General features: G+C 71.3%; 17 protein-coding genes. 13 read left to right on the top strand and 4 right to left on the bottom strand.

Annotated features, from left to right (window positions below; genetic code table 11):
• Window positions 1-4: 4 nt before the first annotated feature.
• The 8 genes from ruvC to ACZ55A_RS21565 all read left to right on the top strand — a co-directional run bounded on the left by ruvC (window position 5) and on the right by ACZ55A_RS21565 (window position 9,453).
• A complete protein-coding gene (gene ruvC, locus ACZ55A_RS21600; RefSeq protein ID WP_468842312.1) occupies window positions 5-556 on the top strand; it encodes a crossover junction endodeoxyribonuclease RuvC in 552 nt (183 codons plus the stop codon).
• Complete coding sequence (gene ruvA / locus ACZ55A_RS21595; RefSeq protein ID WP_468842310.1) at window positions 553-1,173, top strand: Holliday junction branch migration protein RuvA; 621 nt, start codon at window positions 553-555, stop codon at window positions 1,171-1,173. Before ruvC ends, ruvA begins: the two co-directional genes overlap by 4 nt.
• An 82-nt stretch (window positions 1,174-1,255) precedes the next feature.
• Window positions 1,256-2,344 (top strand): Holliday junction branch migration DNA helicase RuvB, encoded by a 1,089-nt coding sequence (gene ruvB / locus ACZ55A_RS21590; RefSeq protein WP_468842307.1) that lies wholly within the window; start codon window positions 1,256-1,258, stop codon window positions 2,342-2,344.
• A gap of 159 nt (window positions 2,345-2,503) precedes the next feature.
• A complete protein-coding gene (gene yajC / locus ACZ55A_RS21585; RefSeq protein WP_468842304.1) occupies window positions 2,504-3,046 on the top strand; it encodes a preprotein translocase subunit YajC in 543 nt (180 codons plus the stop codon).
• A gap of 147 nt (window positions 3,047-3,193) precedes the next feature.
• Window positions 3,194-4,963, top strand: a complete 1,770-nt coding sequence (gene secD, locus ACZ55A_RS21580) for a protein translocase subunit SecD (RefSeq protein ID WP_468842301.1) — start codon at window positions 3,194-3,196, stop codon at window positions 4,961-4,963.
• Window position 4,964: 1 nt separating this feature from the next.
• Complete coding sequence (gene secF, locus ACZ55A_RS21575) at window positions 4,965-6,083, top strand: protein translocase subunit SecF (RefSeq protein ID WP_468842298.1); 1,119 nt, start codon at window positions 4,965-4,967, stop codon at window positions 6,081-6,083.
• Window positions 6,080-6,628 (top strand): adenine phosphoribosyltransferase, encoded by a 549-nt coding sequence (locus ACZ55A_RS21570; protein ID WP_468842295.1) that lies wholly within the window; start codon window positions 6,080-6,082, stop codon window positions 6,626-6,628. Before secF ends, ACZ55A_RS21570 begins: the two co-directional genes overlap by 4 nt.
• A 194-nt stretch (window positions 6,629-6,822) precedes the next feature.
• Window positions 6,823-9,453 (top strand): RelA/SpoT family protein, encoded by a 2,631-nt coding sequence (locus ACZ55A_RS21565; RefSeq protein WP_468842293.1) that lies wholly within the window; start codon window positions 6,823-6,825, stop codon window positions 9,451-9,453.
• A gap of 62 nt (window positions 9,454-9,515) precedes the next feature.
• Here ACZ55A_RS21565 and ACZ55A_RS21560 read toward each other — a convergent pair whose 3' ends face one another.
• Together ACZ55A_RS21560 and ACZ55A_RS21555 are read right to left on the bottom strand one after the other, a co-directional pair.
• Entirely contained in the window at window positions 9,516-10,745 is a 1,230-nt protein-coding gene (locus tag ACZ55A_RS21560) for a DUF349 domain-containing protein (protein ID WP_468842291.1), read from the bottom strand.
• A 216-nt stretch (window positions 10,746-10,961) separates the two neighbouring features.
• Window positions 10,962-11,789, bottom strand: coding sequence for a peptidylprolyl isomerase (locus ACZ55A_RS21555; RefSeq protein ID WP_468842289.1), 828 nt, complete (start codon window positions 11,787-11,789; stop codon window positions 10,962-10,964).
• A 161-nt stretch (window positions 11,790-11,950) separates the two neighbouring features.
• Between ACZ55A_RS21555 and ACZ55A_RS21550 the strand changes: the two genes are divergently transcribed.
• The 4 genes from ACZ55A_RS21550 to ACZ55A_RS21535 all read left to right on the top strand — a co-directional run bounded on the left by ACZ55A_RS21550 (window position 11,951) and on the right by ACZ55A_RS21535 (window position 16,238).
• A complete protein-coding gene (locus ACZ55A_RS21550; protein WP_468842286.1) occupies window positions 11,951-12,664 on the top strand; it encodes an MBL fold metallo-hydrolase in 714 nt (237 codons plus the stop codon).
• A gap of 11 nt (window positions 12,665-12,675) precedes the next feature.
• The gene (gene hisS / locus ACZ55A_RS21545; RefSeq protein WP_468842284.1) at window positions 12,676-13,938 is read left to right on the top strand and encodes a histidine--tRNA ligase; all 1,263 of its coding nucleotides are present in this window, start codon (window positions 12,676-12,678) and stop codon (window positions 13,936-13,938) included.
• A 190-nt stretch (window positions 13,939-14,128) separates the two neighbouring features.
• The gene (locus ACZ55A_RS21540) at window positions 14,129-14,773 is read left to right on the top strand and encodes a vitamin K epoxide reductase family protein (protein WP_468842281.1); all 645 of its coding nucleotides are present in this window, start codon (window positions 14,129-14,131) and stop codon (window positions 14,771-14,773) included.
• Window positions 14,774-14,867: 94 nt separating this feature from the next.
• Window positions 14,868-16,238, top strand: coding sequence for a replication-associated recombination protein A (locus ACZ55A_RS21535; protein WP_468842278.1), 1,371 nt, complete (start codon window positions 14,868-14,870; stop codon window positions 16,236-16,238).
• A 40-nt stretch (window positions 16,239-16,278) separates the two neighbouring features.
• Here ACZ55A_RS21535 and ACZ55A_RS21530 read toward each other — a convergent pair whose 3' ends face one another.
• The gene (locus ACZ55A_RS21530) at window positions 16,279-17,031 is read right to left on the bottom strand and encodes a DUF2470 domain-containing protein (RefSeq protein ID WP_468842665.1); all 753 of its coding nucleotides are present in this window, start codon (window positions 17,029-17,031) and stop codon (window positions 16,279-16,281) included.
• A gap of 185 nt (window positions 17,032-17,216) precedes the next feature.
• Here ACZ55A_RS21530 and rpsD point away from each other — a divergent pair, with 185 nt between their 5' ends.
• Window positions 17,217-17,828 carry a 30S ribosomal protein S4 gene (gene rpsD, locus ACZ55A_RS21525; RefSeq protein ID WP_468842275.1) on the top strand — a complete coding sequence of 204 codons (612 nt, stop codon included), beginning with the start codon at window positions 17,217-17,219 and terminating at the stop codon, window positions 17,826-17,828.
• 25 nt (window positions 17,829-17,853) lie between these two features.
• On the opposite strand, the gene ACZ55A_RS21520 is transcribed toward rpsD, so the two are convergent.
• A complete protein-coding gene (locus ACZ55A_RS21520) occupies window positions 17,854-20,052 on the bottom strand; it encodes an ATP-binding protein (RefSeq protein ID WP_468842272.1) in 2,199 nt (732 codons plus the stop codon).
• Between the last annotated feature and the right edge of the window lie 11 nt (window positions 20,053-20,063).

Here is a 20,063-nt window from a genome sequence, read left to right as displayed (position 1 = left end):
CACTGTGAAGGTGCTGGGCGTGGACCCGGGGCTGACCCGGTGCGGGGTCGGCGTGGTGGAGGGCGTCGCCGGCCGGCCGCTGAAGATGGCCGGCGTCGGCGTGGTACGGACCCCGGCGGACGTGGACATCGCCCAGCGGCTGGTCCTCATCGAGCGCGGCATAGAGGAGTGGCTGGAGCGCCACCGGCCCGAATTCGTCGCCGTGGAGCGGGTGTTCAGCCAGCACAACGTCCGTACGGTCATGGGCACCGCCCAGGCCAGCGCGGTCGCCATGCTCTGCGCCGCCCGCCGCGGACTGCCGGTCGCGCTGCACACCCCCAGTGAGGTCAAGGCGGCCGTGACGGGCTCGGGCCGGGCCGACAAGGCCCAGGTCGGCGCGATGGTCACGCGTCTGCTGCGGCTCGACGCGCCACCGAAACCGGCCGATGCCGCCGACGCCCTCGCCCTGGCCATCTGCCACATCTGGCGCGCCCCCGCGGTCAACCGCCTCCAGCAGGCGCAGGCCGCCGCCCGCCGCACCCCCGCTCCCGTACGTACGCCGAAGGGCACCCGATGATCGCCTTTGTCTCCGGCCCGGTCGCGGCCCTGGCCCCCGATACCGCCGTCGTCGAGGTCGGCGGGATCGGGATGGCCGTCCAGTGCACGCCGAACACGCTCTCCGGGCTGCGCCTCGGAGCGCAGACCAAGCTGGCCACCTCCCTCGTCGTCCGCGAGGACTCGCTCACGCTCTACGGCTTCGCCGACGACGACGAGCGGACCACCTTCGAGCTGCTTCAGACCGCCAGCGGCGTCGGCCCCCGGCTCGCCCAGGCGATGCTCGCGGTGCACTCGCCCGACGCGCTGCGGCTGGCCGTGGCCACCGGTGACGAGAAGGCGCTGACGGCCGTGCCCGGCATCGGCAAGAAGGGTGCGCAGAAGCTGCTGCTGGAGCTCAAGGACCGGCTCGGCGAGCCGGTGGGCAGTGGCCGCGCGGCCACCGGCGGCGCCGGGACGGCCGGCTGGCGCGATCAGTTGCAGGCCGCGCTGATCGGGCTCGGCTACGCCACCCGCGAGGCGGACGAGGCGGTCGCGGCGGTCGCCCCGCAGGCCGATGCGGCGCTCGCCGAGGGTGCCGCGCCCCAGGTGCCGCAGCTGCTCAAGGCCGCGCTCCAGAGCCTGAACCGCGCACGATGACCGCGGCCACCGGGGCCGTGGGCCCCCGACCGTACGACCATGAAGGCGGCCCGGCCGCCCCGACCCCGCGAGGCAATCCGCAGTGAACTGGGACGACACCGCACCGCCCACCGAGGACGCCGCCCCGGCCGGCCCCGACCGGCTGGTCGGAGCCGACGCGGACGGTGAGGACACCGCCGTCGAGGCCGCGCTGCGGCCCAAGGACCTCGCCGAATTCGTGGGCCAGGAGCGGGTGCGCGAACAGCTCGACCTGGTGCTGCGTGCCGCCCGCGCCCGCGGAGCCACCGCCGACCACGTCCTGCTGTCCGGTGCGCCCGGCCTCGGCAAGACCACCCTCTCGATGATCATCGCTGCCGAGATGGGCGCCCCGATCCGGATCACCTCCGGCCCCGCCATCCAGCACGCCGGCGACCTCGCCGCGATCCTCTCCTCCTTGCAGGAGGGCGAGGTCCTCTTCCTCGACGAGATCCACCGGATGTCGCGGCCCGCCGAGGAGATGCTCTACATGGCGATGGAGGACTTCCGCGTGGACGTGATCGTGGGGAAGGGGCCGGGCGCGACCGCCATCCCGCTCGAACTCCCCCCGTTCACGCTGGTCGGCGCCACCACCCGGGCCGGTCTGCTGCCGCCCCCGCTGCGCGACCGCTTCGGCTTCACCGCCCATATGGAGTTCTACGCCCCGGCCGAGCTGGAGCGGGTCATCCACCGCTCCGCCGGGCTGCTGGATGTCGACATAGAGGCGGAGGGCGCCGCCGAGATCGCCGGCCGCTCCCGCGGTACGCCCCGTATCGCCAACCGCCTGCTGCGCCGCGTCCGCGACTACGCCCAGGTCAAGGCCGACGGCCTGATCACCCGCGAGATCGCCTCCCAGGCCCTGGGGGTCTACGAGGTCGACGCCCGCGGCCTGGACCGCCTGGACCGGGCGGTGCTCACGGCCCTGCTGAAACTCTTCGGCGGCGGCCCGGTGGGCCTGTCGACCCTCGCGGTCGCGGTGGGGGAGGAGCGCGAGACGGTCGAGGAGGTCGCCGAGCCGTTCCTGGTGCGGGAGGGGCTGCTGGCCAGGACGCCCAGGGGCCGGGTCGCGACCCCCGCGGCCTGGGCTCATCTCGGGATGGTTCCCCCGCAGCAGCAATCGGGAGGAAGCGGACAGCAGGGCTTGTTCGGCCCCTGACGGCGCGGGGACTCGCCCGGTCAGGAACTGCGGTGGGATGCTGGGCGTTGTTCCACTGGTGGGGACTCGCTTAGACTCCGCCGATGCCGTCCGTACGGGCGGCATACCACCCCGTATAGAAGACCGCGCAGCAGCGGTCGTGCGAAGGAATTCCGTCCCGTGAGTATCTTTACTCTCCTCCCCTTCATCGTCCTCATCGGGGCCATGTTCCTGATGACGCGGTCCGCCAAGAAGAAGCAGCAGGCGGCCCAGCAGATGCGCGACGAGATGCAGGCCGGCACCGGCGTCCGGACCATCGGCGGCATGTACGCCACGGTCAAGGAAATCCACGAGGACACCGTCCTCCTGGAGGTCGCCCCCGGCGTGCACGCCATCTACGCCAAGAACGCCATCGGCGCAGTGCTCGCGGATGAGGAGTACAACCGGATCCTGGACGGTGCCGATCCGATCCACGGCGGCGAGCCGGTCGTTCCGGACGACGCGTCGTCGCTGACCGCCGACACCGCCGGCGAGGCCACCGAAACGGGTGACAAGGCCGACAAGATCGACCTGGGCAAGGCCGGTACCCCGGCCGACGCCGAGCCCGCTGCCGAGCAGCCCGCGGCCGACGAGGCCACGGCTGACAAGGACGCCAAGGACGCCGTCAAGGCCGACGCCGAGGCCGCCAAGGAGGACAAGAAGGCCGGCGGCGACGCCAAGTAGTACATCCCACGGAACCGCGGAGCACGTTGTGGCGTGCACCGCGGTTCCGGGACGGTCTAGGCTCCGGCGGGGGCAGGTCCCCACAAGACTTCGTGGCCGCTCGGCCGACACCCCAGGCCGAGGGGTTGGACAGGGAGAAACGAGAAGGTGGCAGCACCGAAGAAGGGCCGTAGGACGCCCGCGAGCCAGGGGCATCCGGGCCGCACCCTGGTCCTGGTCCTCATCGTGATGGTGGGGCTGATCGGAGGCATGTTCTACGCCGGGACGCTGACTCCCCGGCTGGGCATCGACCTGGCCGGCGGCACCAGCTTCACGCTCCAGGCCGAGAACATGCCGGGCAAGCCCAACGCGATCAACGAGACCAACATGAAGACCGCTGCCGGCATCATGGAGCGGCGGGTCAACGGTCTGGGCGTGTCCGAGGCCGAGGTCCAGACCCAGGGCACCAACCACATCGTGGTGAACATTCCCCGGGGCACCGACGCCAAGCAGTCGCGCGAGCAGGTCGGCACGACCGCCCAGCTCGGCTTCCGGCCGGTGCTGACCACCACCGCGGGCACCAAGACGCCCGAGCCCACGCCCAGCCCCTCGCAGGGCAAGAACGGCAAGGGCACCGGTGAGAAGGGCGGTGACAAGGCCCCCGGCACCCAGCAGAACGCCTCGTCTTCGCCGACGCCCGGCGCGAAGCCCACGACGCAGGGCCGCGCCGTCACGGACTCCCTGAAGAAGGCGCCGTCCGCGAAGCCCACCCCGTCCGGCCCGGCCAAGCCCTCCGCGCCTGCGACGCCGCCGATTCCCGGCGCCGACGCGATCCCGCCGGCCCTCCAGAAGCAGCTCAACGCCCTGGACTGCTCCACCAAGAAGGCGCGCGCCCTGGCCGGTGAGAAGGCCGCCGCGGCCAAGCCGTCCGACCCGGTCGTGGCGTGCAAGGACGACGGTGCGCTGAAGTACGTGCTCGGCCCGGTCGGTGTCGAGGGCACCGACGTCAAGGACGCCAAGGCCGTCTTCGACAGCCAGCAGGGCCAGGGCTGGATCGTCCAGATGGACTTCACCTCCGACGGCGGCAAGAAGTTCGCGGACGTCACCGGCAAGCTCGCCACCAAGACCCAGCCGCAGAACCAGTTCGCGATCGTCCTCGACGGCGCGGTGGTCTCCGACCCGCGGGTCAGCGAGCGGCTGAACGGCGGCAACGCCACCATCTCCGGCGGCTTCACCCAGCAGTCCGCCGAGGACCTGGCGAACATGCTCTCCTACGGTGCCCTGCCGCTCTCCTTCAAGATCGCCGACGAGACCACGGTCACCGCGGCGCTCGGCGGTGAGCAGCTGCACGCCGGTCTGCTCGCCGGTGCGATCGGCCTCGCGCTGGTCGTCGTCTACCTGGTCGCCTACTACCGGGGCCTGGCGCTGGTCGCCCTGGCGAGCCTCACGGTCTCGGCGATCCTGACGTACACGATCATGACGCTGCTCGGTCCGACCATCGGGTTCGCGCTGAACCTACCGGCGGTCTGCGGCGCCATCGTCGCCATCGGTATCACCGCCGACTCATTCATCGTCTACTTCGAACGCATCCGGGACGAGATCCGCGAGGGCCGCACCCTGCGCCCGGCCGTGGAGCGCGGCTGGCCGCGTGCCCGCCGGACGATCCTGGTCTCCGACTTCGTGTCGTTCCTGGCCGCCGCGGTGCTGTTCATCGTCACCGTCGGCAAGGTGAAGGGCTTCGCGTTCACGCTCGGCCTGACCACCGTCCTCGACGTCGTCGTGGTCTTCTTCTTCACCAAGCCCCTGATGACGATGCTGGCCCGCCGGAAGTTCTTCTCCGACGGCCACTCCTGGTCAGGCCTCGACCCCAAGCGCCTGGGCGCCAAGCCGCCGCTGCGCCGTCGTCGCACCGCCCCCACCCAGACGAAGGAGGCGTGAGATGTCCAAGCTCGGCAACCTCGGCGCCCGGCTCTACCGCGGTGAGGTCGGCTACGACTTCATCGGCAAGCGGAAGATCTGGTACGGCATCTCGATCCTGATCACCATCACGGCCATCGTCGGCCTGGCGGTGCGGGGGCTGAACTTCGGTATCGAGTTCTCCGGCGGCGCGGTCTTCACCACCCCGAAGACCAGCATCTCCGCCTCCCAGGCCCAGCACCACGCCGAGTCCGCGTCGGGCGGTCACCAGGCCGTGGTGCAGAAGCTCGGCGGCGGCGGGCTGCGGATCCAGATCAGCGGTCTGGACACCAAGCAGTCGGTGCCGGTCCAGGAAGAGCTCGCCAAGGACCTGAACGTACCGGTCAAGGACGTCAACACCCAGCTGGTCGGCCCGAGTTGGGGTGAGGAGATCGCCAACAAGGCCTGGCTGGGCCTGGGCATCTTCATGGTCCTGGTGGTGCTCTATCTGGCCATCGCCTTCGAGTGGCGGATGGCGCTCGCCGCTCTGATCGCCCTGATCCACGACCTCACGATCACGGTCGGCGTCTACGCCCTGGTCGGTTTCGAGGTCACGCCCGGCACGGTCATCGGTCTGCTGACGATCCTCGGTTACTCCCTCTACGACACGGTCGTCGTCTTCGACAGCCTCAAGGAAGCCTCCAAGGACATCACCAAGCAGAACCGCTTCACCTACGGCGAGATCGCCAACCGCTCCATCAACGGCACCCTGGTGCGCTCGATCAACACCACCGTGGTGGCGCTGCTGCCGGTCGCCGGGCTGCTGTTCGTCGGCGGCGGGGTGCTGGGCGCGGGCATGCTCAACGACATCTCGCTGGCCCTGTTCGTCGGTCTCGCCGCCGGTGCGTACTCCTCGATCTTCATCGCGACCCCGCTGGTCGCCGACCTGAAGAACAACGAGCCGCAGATGAAGGCGCTGACCAAGCGGGTCATGGCGAAGCGCGCCGCGGCCGCCGCCAAGGGTGCGAGCCAGGAGGACACGCAGGACGGGGCCCCCGGCATGGCCGAGGACGAGGCCGACGATGCCGCGGTCGTCGGACCGCGCCACCAGCCCGCCGCCCGCAACCGCGGCCGCGGCCGCCCGTCGGGCAAGCGCCGATGAGCGCCCCCGAGGAGCTGCGCGAGCTGCTGCTCAGCCGGATCACCGACGTTCCGGATTACCCGCAGCCGGGCGTGATGTTCAAGGACATCACGCCGCTGCTGGCCGACCCGGCGGCCTTCGGTGCGCTCACCGAAGCCTTCGCCGACGTGTGCCGGCGCCACGAGGTGGACAAGGTCGTGGGCCTGGAGGCGCGCGGCTTCATCCTTGCCGCCCCGGTCGCGGTCCGGGCCGGGGTGGGCTTCGTCCCCGTACGCAAGGCCGGCAAGCTGCCCGGCACCACGCTCTGCCAGGCGTACGAGCTGGAGTACGGCAGCGCCGAGATCGAGATCCACGCCGATGCGCTGGCCCCGGGCGACCGGGTGCTGGTGATCGACGACGTGCTGGCCACCGGCGGCACCGCCGAGGCCTCGCTCCAGCTCGTCCGCCGCTCCGGCGCCGAGGTCGCGGGCGTCGCGGTGCTGCTGGAGCTGGGCTTCCTGGCCGGGCGGCAGCGGCTCGAGCCGGGCCTGAAGGGCGCTCCGCTGGAGGCCCTGATCACGGTCTGAGCCGCTTTTGGGCAGTGCGGAAGCACCGCACAGCCACCAGCTGTACAGCAGGGGCATCCGGAAGAATCCGGGTGCCCCTGCTGCTGTGTCATGTACGGAACCCTGGCCGCGAGGCAGCCGCGGTCCCGGGCTCGATACCATGGCACCCCGACCCGTTCGAGGTCCCGGGGTCCGGAACCGCTTGAGGAGTGCTCTTGCCAGACGAGGCCCAGCCGCTCTCCCCCGGACTGCGTCCGGCGGGATCCGATGCCGCGCGCCCGGAGCCGAAGCCCACGGACACGGCTGCCTCGGACGCGCCGCAGCCCGAGCGGCACGGTGCGCCCGACGGGACCGCACAGGCCGGGCCGTCGGCCGGCCGGCCCGCCGATGCCCCCGCCGACCGGCCCCGCCCGGCACCTAAGCCGGGGCCCGCCGCCTCGCCCCGGCCCGCGCCCGGCCCGGCCCGCCCGCCGAAGCCGCCCGCCAAGGCCGAACAGCCCGCCGCGCCCAAGCCGCTGCCGCCCACCCCGGCCGGCCGCTCCGGCTCACCGAACCGGGTACGTGCCCGCCTGGCCCGCCTCGGCGTCCAGCGCTCCAGCCCGTACAACCCGGTCCTGGAGCCGCTGCTGCGGGCCGTCCGCGGCAACGACCCCAAGATCGAGACCGCGACGCTGCGCCAGGTCGAGCGGGCCTACCAGGTCGCCGAACGCTGGCACCGCGGCCAGAAGCGCAAGAGCGGCGACCCGTACATCACCCACCCGCTGGCGGTCACCACGATCCTTGCCGAGCTGGGCATGGACCCCGCGACGCTGATGGCGGGCCTGCTGCACGACACCGTCGAGGACACCGAGTACGGCCTGGACACCCTGCGCCGCGACTTCGGTGACCAGGTGGCGCTGCTGGTCGACGGCGTGACCAAGCTGGACAAGGTCAAGTTCGGTGAGGCCGCGCAGGCCGAGACGGTGCGCAAGATGGTCGTCGCGATGGCCAAGGACCCCCGTGTCCTGGTCATCAAGCTCGCCGACCGGCTGCACAACATGCGCACCATGCGTTACCTCAAGCGGGAGAAGCAGGAGAAGAAGGCCCGCGAGACACTGGAGATCTACGCCCCGCTCGCCCACCGCCTGGGCATGAACACCATCAAGTGGGAGCTGGAGGACCTCGCCTTCGCGATCCTCTACCCCAAGATGTACGACGAGATCGTGCGGCTGGTCGCCGAGCGGGCGCCCAAGCGGGACGAGTACCTGGCGATAGTGACCGACGAGGTCCAGACCGATCTGCGCGCCGCCCGGATCAAGGCGACGGTCACCGGACGCCCGAAGCACTACTACAGCGTCTACCAGAAGATGATCGTGCGCGGCCGCGACTTCGCGGAGATCTACGACCTGGTGGGCATCCGCGTCCTGGTCGACACGGTCCGCGACTGCTACGCCGCCCTCGGCACGATCCATGCGCGATGGAACCCGGTCCCCGGCCGGTTCAAGGACTACATCGCGATGCCCAAGTTCAACATGTACCAGTCGCTGCACACGACCGTGATCGGCCCCAGCGGCAAGCCCGTTGAGCTCCAGATCCGTACCTTCGACATGCACCGCCGCGCCGAGTACGGCATCGCCGCGCACTGGAAGTACAAGCAGGAAGCGGTGGCCGGCGCCTCCAAGATCCGTACGGACGTACCGAAGTCCGCCGCCGGCAAGGCCGGCAAGGGCCAGGACACCGTCAACGACATGGCCTGGCTGCGGCAGTTGCTCGACTGGCAGAAGGAGACCGAGGACCCCGGCGAGTTCCTCGAATCGCTGCGCTTCGACCTCTCCCGCAACGAAGTCTTCGTCTTCACGCCCAAGGGCGATGTGATAGCGCTGCCGGCCGGCGCCACCCCCGTCGACTTCGCGTACGCGGTGCACACCGAGGTCGGCCACCGCACGATAGGCGCCCGGGTCAACGGACGGCTGGTGCCGCTCGAATCGACCCTGGACAACGGCGACTTGGTGGAGGTCTTCACCTCCAAGGCGCCGGGTGCCGGACCGTCCCGTGACTGGCTCGGCTTCGTCAAGTCCCCGCGCGCCCGCAACAAGATCCGCGGCTGGTTCTCCAAGGAGCGCCGCGACGAGGCGATCGAGCAGGGCAAGGACGCCATCGCGCGCGCCATGCGCAAGCAGAACCTGCCGATCCAGCGGATCCTGACCGGCGACTCGCTGGTGACCCTGGCGCACGAGATGCGCTACCCGGACATCTCCTCGCTCTACGCCGCCATCGGCGAGGGCCATGTCGCCGCGCAGGGCGTCGTCCAGAAGCTGGTGCAGGCGCTCGGCGGCCAGGACGAGGCCACCGAGGACATCGCCGAGTCGACGCCGATCCGGCCGCGCTCCAAGCGCCGCTCCAGCGCCGACCCCGGTGTGGTCGTCAAGGGCGTCGACGATGTGTGGGTCAAGCTCGCCCGCTGCTGTACTCCGGTACCGGGCGACCCCATCATCGGCTTCGTCACCCGCGGCAGCGGCGTCTCGGTGCACCGCGCCGACTGCCTCAACGTCGACTCGCTCTCCCGGCAGCCGGAGCGGATCCTGGACGTCGAGTGGGCCCCCACCCAGTCCTCGGTCTTCCTGGTCGCCATCCAGGTCGAGGCCCTGGACCGCTCCCGGCTCCTCTCGGACGTCACCCGGGTCCTCTCCGACCAGCACGTCAACATCCTCTCGGCGGCCGTCCAGACCTCCCGCGACCGCGTCGCCACCTCCCGCTTCACCTTCGAGATGGGCGACCCCAAGCATCTGGGCCACGTCCTGAAGGCCGTACGGGGCGTGGAGGGCGTGTACGACGTCTACCGCGTGACGTCGGCCCGCAGGCCGTAACGCTGTACGACGAGGAGGGCCCCGGTACACAGGTACCGGGGCCCTCCTCGTGCGTACTTCTGTCAGCCGCCGAACTCCTCCAGGCCCTTCAGCGCCTGGTCCAGCAGCGCCTTACGGCCCTCCAGCTCGCGGCCGAGCTTGTCGGCCTTGGCGTCGTTGCCGGCCGCCCGGGCCGCGTCGATCTGCTTCTGGAGCTTGTCGACGGCGTCCTGGAGCTGGCCGGTCAGCCCGGCGGCGCGGGCCCGCGCCTCAGGGTTCGTACGGCGCCACTCGGCCTCCTCGGCGTCCTGGATGGCGCGCTCGACGGCGTGCATCCGGCCCTCGATCTTGGGGCGGGCGTCCCGCGGGACATGGCCGATGGCCTCCCACCGCTCGTTGATCGAACGGAATGCGGCCCGCGCGGCCTTCAGGTCCGAGACCGGGAGCAGCTTCTCGGCCTCGACGGCCAGCTCCTCCTTGCGGGTCAGGTTCTCCCGCTGCTCGGCGTCGCGCTCCGCGAAGACCTCGCCGCGCGCCTGGAAGAAGACGTCCTGGGCGCCGCGGAAGCGGTTCCACAGGTCGTCCTCGTGCTCGCGCTGGGCGCGCCCGGCGGCCTTCCAGTCCTGCATCAGCTCGCGGTAGCGGGCGGCGGTGGCGCCCCAGTCCGTCGAGTTCGACAGCGCCTCGGCCTCGGCGACCAGCTTCTCCTTGGCCTTACGGGACTCCTCGCGCTGCGCGTCCAGCGCCGCGAAGTGCGCCTTGCGCCGCTTGGAGAACGCCGAGCGGGCGTGCGAGAAGCGGTGCCACAGCTCGTCGTCCGCCTTGCGGTCGAGCCGCGGCAGGCCCTTCCAGATGTCGACCAGCGCGCGCAGCCGCTCACCGGCCGCCCGCCACTGCTCACTGGCCGCCAGCTCCTCGGCCTCGGTGACCAGCTTCTCCTTGGCCTGCCGGGCCTCGTCGCTCTGCTTGGCCTTCTGGGCCTTACGCTCCTCGCGGCGCGACTCGACGGCCTCGACGAGCTTGTCCAGCCGCTTCCTGAGCGCGTCCAGATCGCCGACCGCGTGGTGTTCGTCGACCTGCTGGCGCAGATGGTCGATCGCGGTCATCGCGTCCTTCGTCGACAGGTCGGTGGTCCTGACCCGGCGCTCGAGGAGGCCGATCTCGACGACCAGGCCCTCATACTTGCGCTCGAAGTAGGCAAGGGCCTCCTCGGGAGTGCCCGCCTGCCACGATCCGACGACCTGCTCGCCGTCGGCGGTACGCACGTACACGGTCCCCGTCTCGTCGACGCGGCCCCATGGGTCGCTGCTCACAGCGCCTCCTCCACATGATGCCGACGAGGGCGTGCGGCCCCCCGGCATCGTCCACAGTTTCTGTCCGGCAGAGCCGCGCCCTGGCCGGTCCGACGGGCTGTCTTGCGGGTGAGGGTGGCAGCCGTCGGAGCAGGCACCCTACACAACGCCAATCTAGGCGACCGGCGGTCGGCTGTCCGCATCCAGCGCGACCCAATTCCGCGGTTCGCCTGCGGTTCAGGACTTCTGGACGGTCGCCTTGTCGATCACGACGGTGGCGTTGGGCGCGGTGTTGCCGGTCTGCGGGTCGGGGGGTGTGGCACCGGCGTCGGCGATCTTGCGCAGGACGTCCATACCGCCGGTGATGGTGCCGAACGGCGTGTAGTTGGGGGGCAGCTTGCTGTCCTGGAAGACGAGGAAGAACTGGCTGCCGCCGGAGTTGCGGGTCTTTTCGTCCCTGCCGTTGTAGCTGTTGGCCATCGCGAGCGTGCCCGCGGGATAGACCTCGCCCTTGAGCCGCGGGTCCTTGAGGTTCTCGTCAGGGAGCGTGTAGCCGGGCGTGCCGCTGCCGGTGGCCGTCGGGTCGCCGCACTGAAGGACGTGGATGCCCTCGTCCACCAGACGGTGGCACCTGCTGTGGTCGAAGTAGCCCTGGCGGGTCAGGAAGTCGAAGGAGTTGACGGTGTGCGGCGCCTTGGCCGCGTCCAGCTTGAGCTCGATCGTGCCGCAGGTCGTCGACAGCTTCGCGGAGTAGGAGGCCGAGGTGTCGATCGACATCGCCGGCTCCTTCTTCCAGGTCTTCTTCGACGGCGTGCCCTTGGCGGGCTTGCCGCACGGGTCCTTCGCCTTGGAGGGCGCCGGGGCCGCCTGGTCGGACGTGTCGTTGCCGCCGGCGAGTCCGGCCGAGGCGTAGGCGGCGGCGCCGGCGGCCAGTGTGACGGCCACCGCGGACGCGATGACCACATTGCGGCGCTTGGCCTTGCGCTCGGCCACCGACCGCCGTTGCTGCTGACGCTCGAACTTCTCGCGGGCGAGCTGCCGCCGCCGCTGATCCTTGCTGACCACCGGTCGTCTCCTTGTCCGATCATCGATCGTTGTGGTGCGCCGTGGCCGTACCGTATACGGGTTCGCTCTGCACGGAGTCCCGCCGGTAGGCTCTGGAGCTGCCGAGATGTCCGGGAGCGGCCGTGCGTGGTCCGCCCCCACACCGACCTTTAAGGACGAACGTGCTGATTGCCGGGTTCCCCGCCGGAGCCTGGGGCACCAACTGCTACTTGGTCGCCCCCGCCGCCGGCGAGGAGTGCGTCATCCTCGACCCGGGGCACGAAGCGGCCCGAGGAGTCGAGGACGCCGTCAGGAAGCATCGGCTCAAGCCCGTCGCGGTCGTCCTCACCCATGGTCATATCGACCATGTCGCCTCGGTCGTCCCCGTGTGCGGTGCGCACGACGTCCCCGCCTGGATCCACCCCGAGGACCGCTACATGATGAGCGACCCGGAGCGGGCCCTCGGGCGGTCCATCGGTCAGCAGCTCATGGGCGAGCTGACGGTGGGGGAGCCGGACGACGTCAAGGAGCTGAGTGACGGTGCCGTCCTGGAGCTCGCCGGGATGGAGTTCTCCGTCGCGCACGCACCTGGCCATACCAAGGGGTCGGTGACGTTCAGGATGCCCGAGCAGGCCGACGTTCCGCCGGTCTTCTTCTCGGGCGACCTGCTGTTCGCCGGCTCCATCGGACGCACCGATCTGCCGGGCGGCGACCACGCCGAGATCCTGCGGTCGCTGGCCCGTGTGTGCCTGCCGCTGGAGGACTCGACCGTCGTCCTGTCCGGCCACGGCCCCCAGACCACCATCGGCCGCGAGCGCGCCACCAACCCCTTCCTGCGGGAGGTGGCCGCCGGCCTCGGAGAAGGCCTTCGCGCCGCTCCACGACGAGGAATGTGACGAGAGCTTCCGTGAGCACCTTCAAGGCCCCCAAGGGCACGTACGACCTGATTCCGCCGCAGTCCGCCACCTATCTCGCGGTGCGCGAGGCGATCGCCGCGCCGCTGAAGAACTCCGGGTACGGCTACATCGAGACCCCGGGCTTCGAGAACGTCGAGCTGTTCGCGCGCGGTGTCGGTGAGTCCACCGACATCGTGACCAAGGAGATGTACGCCTTCGAGACCAAGGGCGGCGACCGGCTCGCGCTGCGTCCCGAGGGCACCGCGTCCGTGCTGCGCGCCGCACTGGAGGCCAACCTCCACAAGGCCGGCAATCTGCCGGTCAAGCTGTGGTACTCCGGCTCGTACTACCGCTACGAGCGTCCGCAGAAGGGCCGCTACCGCCACTTCTCCCAGGTCGGCGCGGAGGCCATCGGGGCCGAGGACCCGGCGCTGGACGCCGAGTTGATCATCCTGGCCGACCAGGCCTACCGCGCGCTGGGGCTGCGCAACTTCCGCATCCTGCTGAACTCCCTGGGCGACAAGGAGTGCCGCCCCGTCTACCGGGCCGCGCTCCAGGACTTCCTGCGCGGGCTCGAGCTGGACGAGGACACCCGGCGCCGGGTCGACATCAACCCGCTGCGCGTCCTGGACGACAAGCGCGACGCGGTCCAGAAGCAGCTGACCGGGGCGCCGATGCTCCGCGACTACCTCTGCGAGGCCTGCAAGGCGTACCACGAGCAGGTGCGCGAGCTGCTGACCGCGGCGGGCGTGGCCTTCGAGGACGACGAGAAGCTGGTCCGCGGCCTGGACTACTACACCCGCACCACCTTCGAGTTCGTCCACGACGGCCTCGGCTCGCAGTCCGCGGTCGGCGGCGGCGGCCGCTACGACGGCCTGTCGGAGATGATCGGCGGCCCCGCGCTGCCGTCCGTCGGCTGGGCGCTGGGCGTCGACCGTACGGTGCTCGCGCTGGAGGCGGAGGGCATCACGCTCGACATCCCCGCCACCACCGCGGTGTACGCGGTCCCGCTGGGCGACGAGGCCCGCCGGGTGCTCTTCGGTACGGTCACCGAGCTGCGCCGGGCCGGTATCGCCACCGACTTCGCGTACGGCGGCAAGGGCCTGAAGAACGCCATGAAGTCCGCCAACCGCTCCGGCGCGCGGCTGGCGCTGGTGGCGGGCGAGCGGGACCTGGCCGAGGGCATGGTCCAGCTCAAGGACCTGGAGAGCGGCGAGCAGACCCCGGTGGCCCTGGATGCGGTGGCCGATGAGGTCCGGCGCAGGCTGGGCTGAGGCCGGTCCGGCGGCGCCCCGCGAGCGGGGCGCCGTCAACGGTCCGTCCGCGGATTCATCCCGTTCGGATGCTGTCTGTTTATGCGCAGCGAACGGTGGTGTGTTGTGGAGTTGGGGCACAATGAAGGGCGCGCCCGCGGTCCCGCGGGTCCGCCCGGCCTCATCTCCCACCGACCGACGGAACGGCCATATGACGACGACAGCGGTTGACGACGTGTCCATCGACGACGATCACACGGGCGACGCGGACACCACCATCGGCTCGGGCCGCGGCCTGGCGCTGCTGCTGGTGATCACGGGTGCGCTCGGGGCCCTGGCGGCCTGGGTCATCACGCTGGACAAGTTCGAGCTGCTGAAGGACCCGAACTTCAAGCCGGCGTGCAGCCTCAACCCGATCATCTCCTGCGGCAGCGTCATGCAGAGCAAGCAGGCGGAGGTCTTCGGGTTCCCCAACCCGATGGCCGGGCTGGTCGGCTTCGGCATGGTCATCGCGATCGGCATGGCCCTGCTGGCGGGCGCCCGCTTCCGCCGCTGGTACTGGATCGGGCTGAACATCGGCACCGGGCTCGCCGCGGTCTTCTGCATGTGGCTGATGGTCCAGTCGCTGTACAGCATCAACGCGCTGTGCCTGTGGTGCACGCTGACCTGGTGCGTCACGATCCTGATGTTCTGGTACACCACCGCGCACAACCTCAAGCACGGCATCATCCCCGCCCCCGAGGGCGTGCGGAACGCGGTCGTCGAGTTCCACTGGGTCGTACCGGTGCTCTGGTACGGCGTGATCGGGCTGCTGATCCTCACCCGGTGGTGGTCGTACTGGAGCAGCCTCCTGTAGGGAGCTCCGGATCCGGCGTGAAGCCGCCCGCGCCCCGGTCGCCGTCCATGACGGGGCCGGGGCGTTGTCAGTGGGGTGGCTTAGGCTCGTGATCGTGGAGCCCGACCTGTTCACCGCCGCTGCCGAAGACCGCCAGGAGAAGGACCCTGCGGGGTCTCCGCTCGCTGTCCGGATGCGTCCGCGCACCCTCGACGACGTCGTGGGCCAGCAGCATCTGCTCAAGCCGGGCTCGCCGCTGCGCCGCCTGGTCGGCGAGGGCGAAGGGGGTCCGGCGGGGCCTTCCTCGGTGTTCCTGTGGGGGCCGCCGGGGACGGGCAAGACGACCCTCGCGTATGTGGTCAGCCAGGCGACGAACAAGCGCTTCGTGGAGCTCTCCGCGATCACCGCCGGCGTCAAGGAGGTCCGTGCGGTCATCGACGGCGCCCGGCGGGCCTCCGGCGGCTTCGGCAAGGAGACCGTCCTCTTCCTCGACGAGATCCACCGCTTCAGCAAGGCCCAGCAGGACTCCCTGCTGCCGGCCGTGGAGAACCGCTGGGTCACCCTGATCGCCGCGACGACCGAGAACCCGTACTTCTCGGTGATCTCCCCGCTGCTCTCCCGTTCGCTGCTGCTGACGCTGGAGCCGCTGACGGACGAGGATGTGCGCGGGCTGCTGCGGCGTGCGCTGACCGATGCCCGGGGGCTGGCCGGTGCGGTCACCCTCCCCGAGGACACCGAGGCGCATCTGCTGCGGATCGCCGGCGGTGACGCCCGGCGGGCCCTGACGGCCCTGGAGGCGGGCGCCGGCTCCGCGCTGGCCAAGGGGGAGAAGGAGATCACCCTCCAGACCCTGGAGGAGTCGGTCGACCGGGCCGCGGTCAAGTACGACCGGGACGGCGACCAGCACTACGACGTCGCCAGCGCGCTGATCAAGTCCATCCGCGGCTCGGACGTCGATGCCGCGCTGCACTACCTGGCGCGGATGATCGAGGCGGGGGAGGACCCGCGGTTCATCGCCCGTCGGCTGATGATCTCGGCGAGCGAGGACATCGGCCTGGCGGATCCGACGGCCCTCCAGACGGCGGTCGCCGCGGCCCAGGCCGTGGCGATGATCGGCTTCCCGGAGGCGCGGATCACGCTCAGCCAGGCCACCATCGCGCTCGCCCTGGCACCGAAGTCGAACGCGGCCTACACGGCGATCGACGCCGCGCTGGCGGACGTCCGGGCCGGCCGGGCCGGCGCGGTGCCGATGCATCTGCGCGACAGCCACTACAAGGGCGCCCAGAAGCTCGGCCACGGCCAGGGCTATCAGTACCCGCACGACCTCCCCGGCGGTATCGCGGCCCAGCAGTACGCCCCGGACGAGGTGCACGGCAGGCGCTACTACGAGCCCACCCGGCACGGCGCGGAGGCGCGCTACGCCGAGGTGGCCGAGCGGGTGCGCGCCCGGCTGCGCGGCGGCTCCGGCGAGGGCGCCGCCGAATAGCCCGGCGCCGGCGGCCGTCCGCCACCCGCCATCGGTTCCGCTACCCGCCCGCCGCCTCGAAGAGCTGGTGCATCGCCCGTCGTAGCTCCACCACGTCCCGTACGGGCTCGGGGAAGTCGAAGCGGGCGTCGAAGGACTGCTGTGCGGCGTCGGTGAAGCGGACCCGGAGGCCGAAGCGGTCCAGGCCCACCGGCACGGCCCGCTCGCGCATCCCGCAGACCTGACCGCGCTCGCCCAGCAGGGTGCACAGCCCGCGGACCTGCTCGCTGTGCGCCGCGTGCAGATGCTGAAGCAGCTCCGCCTCGTGCGCGACCAGCGGATCGGGGGCCGCTTCGGCGAAGTCGTCCGGTTCGAAGGGCTCGGTGCCCCACAGATCGTCCACCGCGCCCTCGCCGACCTCCAGGCGCAGCATCATCCAGGCGGCCCGCCCGTACAGGCCCGGTGCCGGGTCCGGATGGAGCGCCTCACCGAGACCGAGCAGTTCGCCGACGGGGTGCCGCTCGGCGAGCAGCATGGCCGCCTCGGCGCGCTGCTCGTTGCGTACCGGGGTCAGCCAGCCGGCCACCCAGGCCCGTCCGCGGATGCGATGGGGCACCGAAACCGGCGCCACATCCGTGATCTCCATCACGGCGGTCAGATCGTCGTCCTGCGCGTGCGCGGCCGCCCGGGCCGCCGCAGAGTCCCCAGGGACCAGCAACAGCACGTCTCCGCCGGGTGTCACGGTCCGGCAGACCGGCGCCGAGAGCCCCGTCTCGTCGGGGTCCTCGACTCCGGGAATGCTCAGGGACGCCATACCATGGGACTCGACGAGGGTTCGTACGCGCTCGGCGGCAGAGGGCTGCTGGGCGTCTTCCTTGGGACGCGGCTGACCCGCCTCCGTGCTCTGACCAGCACCGGGCAGGGGGATCCCAGGTCGAAACATGCGTTCTCCTCGCGCTAAGGTAAGCCTCACCTAACTTACACGGAGGTCCGTTCCACGTGAACCAGTCGCGTCCCAAGGTCAAGAAGTCCCGCGCGCTCGGCATCGCGCTGACGCCGAAGGCCGTCAAGTACTTCGAGGCCCGTCCCTACCCGCCCGGCGAGCACGGCCGTGGCCGCAAGCAGAACAGTGACTACAAGGTCCGTCTGCTGGAGAAGCAGCGTCTGCGCGCGCAGTACGACATCAGCGAGCGTCAGATGGCGCGCGCCTACGACCGCGCTCGGAAGGTCGAAGGCAAGACCGGCGAAGCGCTGATCATCGAGCTTGAGCGCCGTCTGGACGCGCTCGTCCTGCGTTCGGGCATCGCCCGCACGATCTACCAGGCCCGCCAGATGGTCGTCCACGGCCACATCTCGGTCAACGACCGCAAGGTCGACAAGCCGTCCTTCCGCGTCCGCCCCGGCGACGTCGTGATGGTCCGCGAGCGCAGCCGCGAGAAGCACCCCTTCCAGGTCGCGCGTGAGGGTGGCTACGCCCCCGACGGCGAGACCCCGCGCTACCTCGAGGTCAACCTGCCGGCTCTGGCGTTCCGTCTCGACCGGGACCCGAACCGCAAGGAGATCCCGGTGATCTGCGACGAGCAGCTGGTCGTCGAGTACTACGCCCGCTAAGCACCGCCGCAGGCGCAGCACCACCTCAGCCCGCCGTCTCCCCGCCGCTCGCGGAGGGGGAGGCGGCGGTCTCGTTCGTGGCGGGCGGGGTGACCCGCACCGTACGGCGCTGCGCGGGCAGCCGGCCGGCGGCCGGCAGGACCCGGGCCACCGCCGCGTCCAGATCGAGCCGTCCGCCGGTCCGCAGCGCGCGCTCATAGCGCCCGTCCCCCAGCCGACGGCGGGCCTGCTGCTCACACAGCGCATGCGGCCGGCTGAAGTAGCGCGAGCCGAACAGCGGGAGCCCCACGGAGGGCCAGATCCGCCCCGCGGCGCCCTGGAGCACCGCCGCCTCCTCCGCATCGCCCTCACCGGCCACCACCAGGGCCATCAGCTCGATCGCCAGCACCACCCCCAGCAGATCGTGGAAGGCGTGGTGGATCGGCAGACACTCCTCCAGCAGCTCCCGCGCCCGGCCGGTCTCGCCGCCGGACCACGCCGCGTAGGCCAGCACGAACAGCGCATACGCCCGGGTCCAGCGTTCGCCGTGGTCCTCGCAGACCTCCAGCACGTCCTGGCACAGCCGTACCGCCTCCGCCGGCTCGCCACGGAAGGCCACCGCCATCGCCAGCTCGACCTGCCCCAGCAGCACATTGCTGTTGAGCTCGCCGATCTCCCGGTAGCGCTCCAGCGCCCCGCGCAGCAGCTCCTCGGCGCGCGGCATGTCGTCGCAGACCAGCGCCAGACAGCCGGTGCGGTGCAGCGCACAGGCGGCCGCGGTGGCGTTGCCGGTCCGCTCGGCCTCCGCACTGCACTCCTGTAGCGCCCCCAGCGCGCCCACGGTGTCGCCCTGGAGGACCGCGACATAGCCGGTCACCCACAGCGCCTTCAGCCGTGCGTCGTCGTGGTCGCTCTCCAGCTCCAGCGCCCGGTCCAGCCAGTGCCGGCCCTCCGAGAGCCGTCCGCAGCCCACCCAGTAGAACCAGAGCGTGCCCGCCAGATACTGGCCCAGATGCGTATCGGAGGCGCTGTCCAGGCTCTGCTCCAGCGCGATACGCAGATTGGGCAGCTCGGCCTCGATCCGGGCGGCGATCTCGGCCTGGCGGGAGCTGAACCAGTCCAGCTCGCACCAGGTGGCCAGCCCCAGATACCAGTCGCGGTGCCGCCGCCGCAGCCGTTCGCCGTCCTGAGTCGCGGCCAGCCAGCCCGCGCCGTAGGCCCGTACGGTCTCCAGCATCCGGTAGCGCACCCCGGCCGCGGTCTCCTCCCGTACGAGCACCGACTGGGCGACCAACTCCGTGACGACGTCGAGGAGTTCATCGGCCGGCAGCTCCGGGCCCGAGCAGACGTATTCCGCCGCCTCCAGGTCGAACTGCCCGGCGAACACCGACAGCCGGGCCCACAGCAGCCGCTCCTGGGGTGTACACAGCTCATGACTCCAGCCGATGGCGCAGCGCAGCGACCGGTGGCGCGGCAGCGCGCCGCGGGCGGTGCCGGCCAGCAGCGGGAAGGGGTCGTCGAGCCGGTGCAGCACCTGGTCGACGGAGAGGGCGCGCAGCCGGCCCGCGGCCAGTTCCAGCGCCAGCGGAACGCCGTCCAGGCGCCGGCAGAGCTCGCCGACCGCGGCCTCGTTGGACGGCCCGACCTCGAAACCGGCGACGACGGCCGCGGCGCGGTCGGTGAACAGCGCGACGGCGTCCGCGGCGTTCATCGGGGCCAGTGGCAGGATCTGCTCGCCGGTGATCCTGAGCGGCCGCCGGCCGGCCGCCAGCACCCGCAGCCCGGGGGCCCGGCGCAGCAGCTCCACGGTCAGCTCGGCGCAGGCGTCGGCCAGGTGCTCGTAGCCGTCCAGCACGAGCAGCAGCTCACGGTCGGCCAGGTGCTCGCGGAGCGCGGTACGGACCGGGCGGGTGCGGGGCTCGGCCAGTGCCAGCGCCCCGGCGACCACGTGGTCGAGGAGGTGCGGCTCGTGCAGGGAGGCCAGTTCGACCAGCCACACCCCATCGCAGAAGCGATCCTGCAAGATCGCTGCGGAATGGTGGGCGAGCCGTGAGGTGCCCACCCCTCCTAAGCCGGTGAGGGTGACCAGCCGGTCGGAGGCCAGCCGCCCGGCCAGCGCGGCCAGTTCGTCGGCACGGCCGACGAAGCGGTTCAGTTCCGCGGGGAGGTTGCCCGGCCTTCCCGGCGCCCGGGGGCGGTCGGGCGAGGGGCCGGAGGCGGGCCCGGAGCGCGTGAAGCGTCGCATGGCACACGGAG

The organism is Streptomyces sp. NPDC034111 (genome assembly GCF_055575375.1).
The sequence above is the reverse complement of the archived record's forward strand: the minus strand, read 5'-3'. Positions and strand labels throughout refer to the sequence as shown.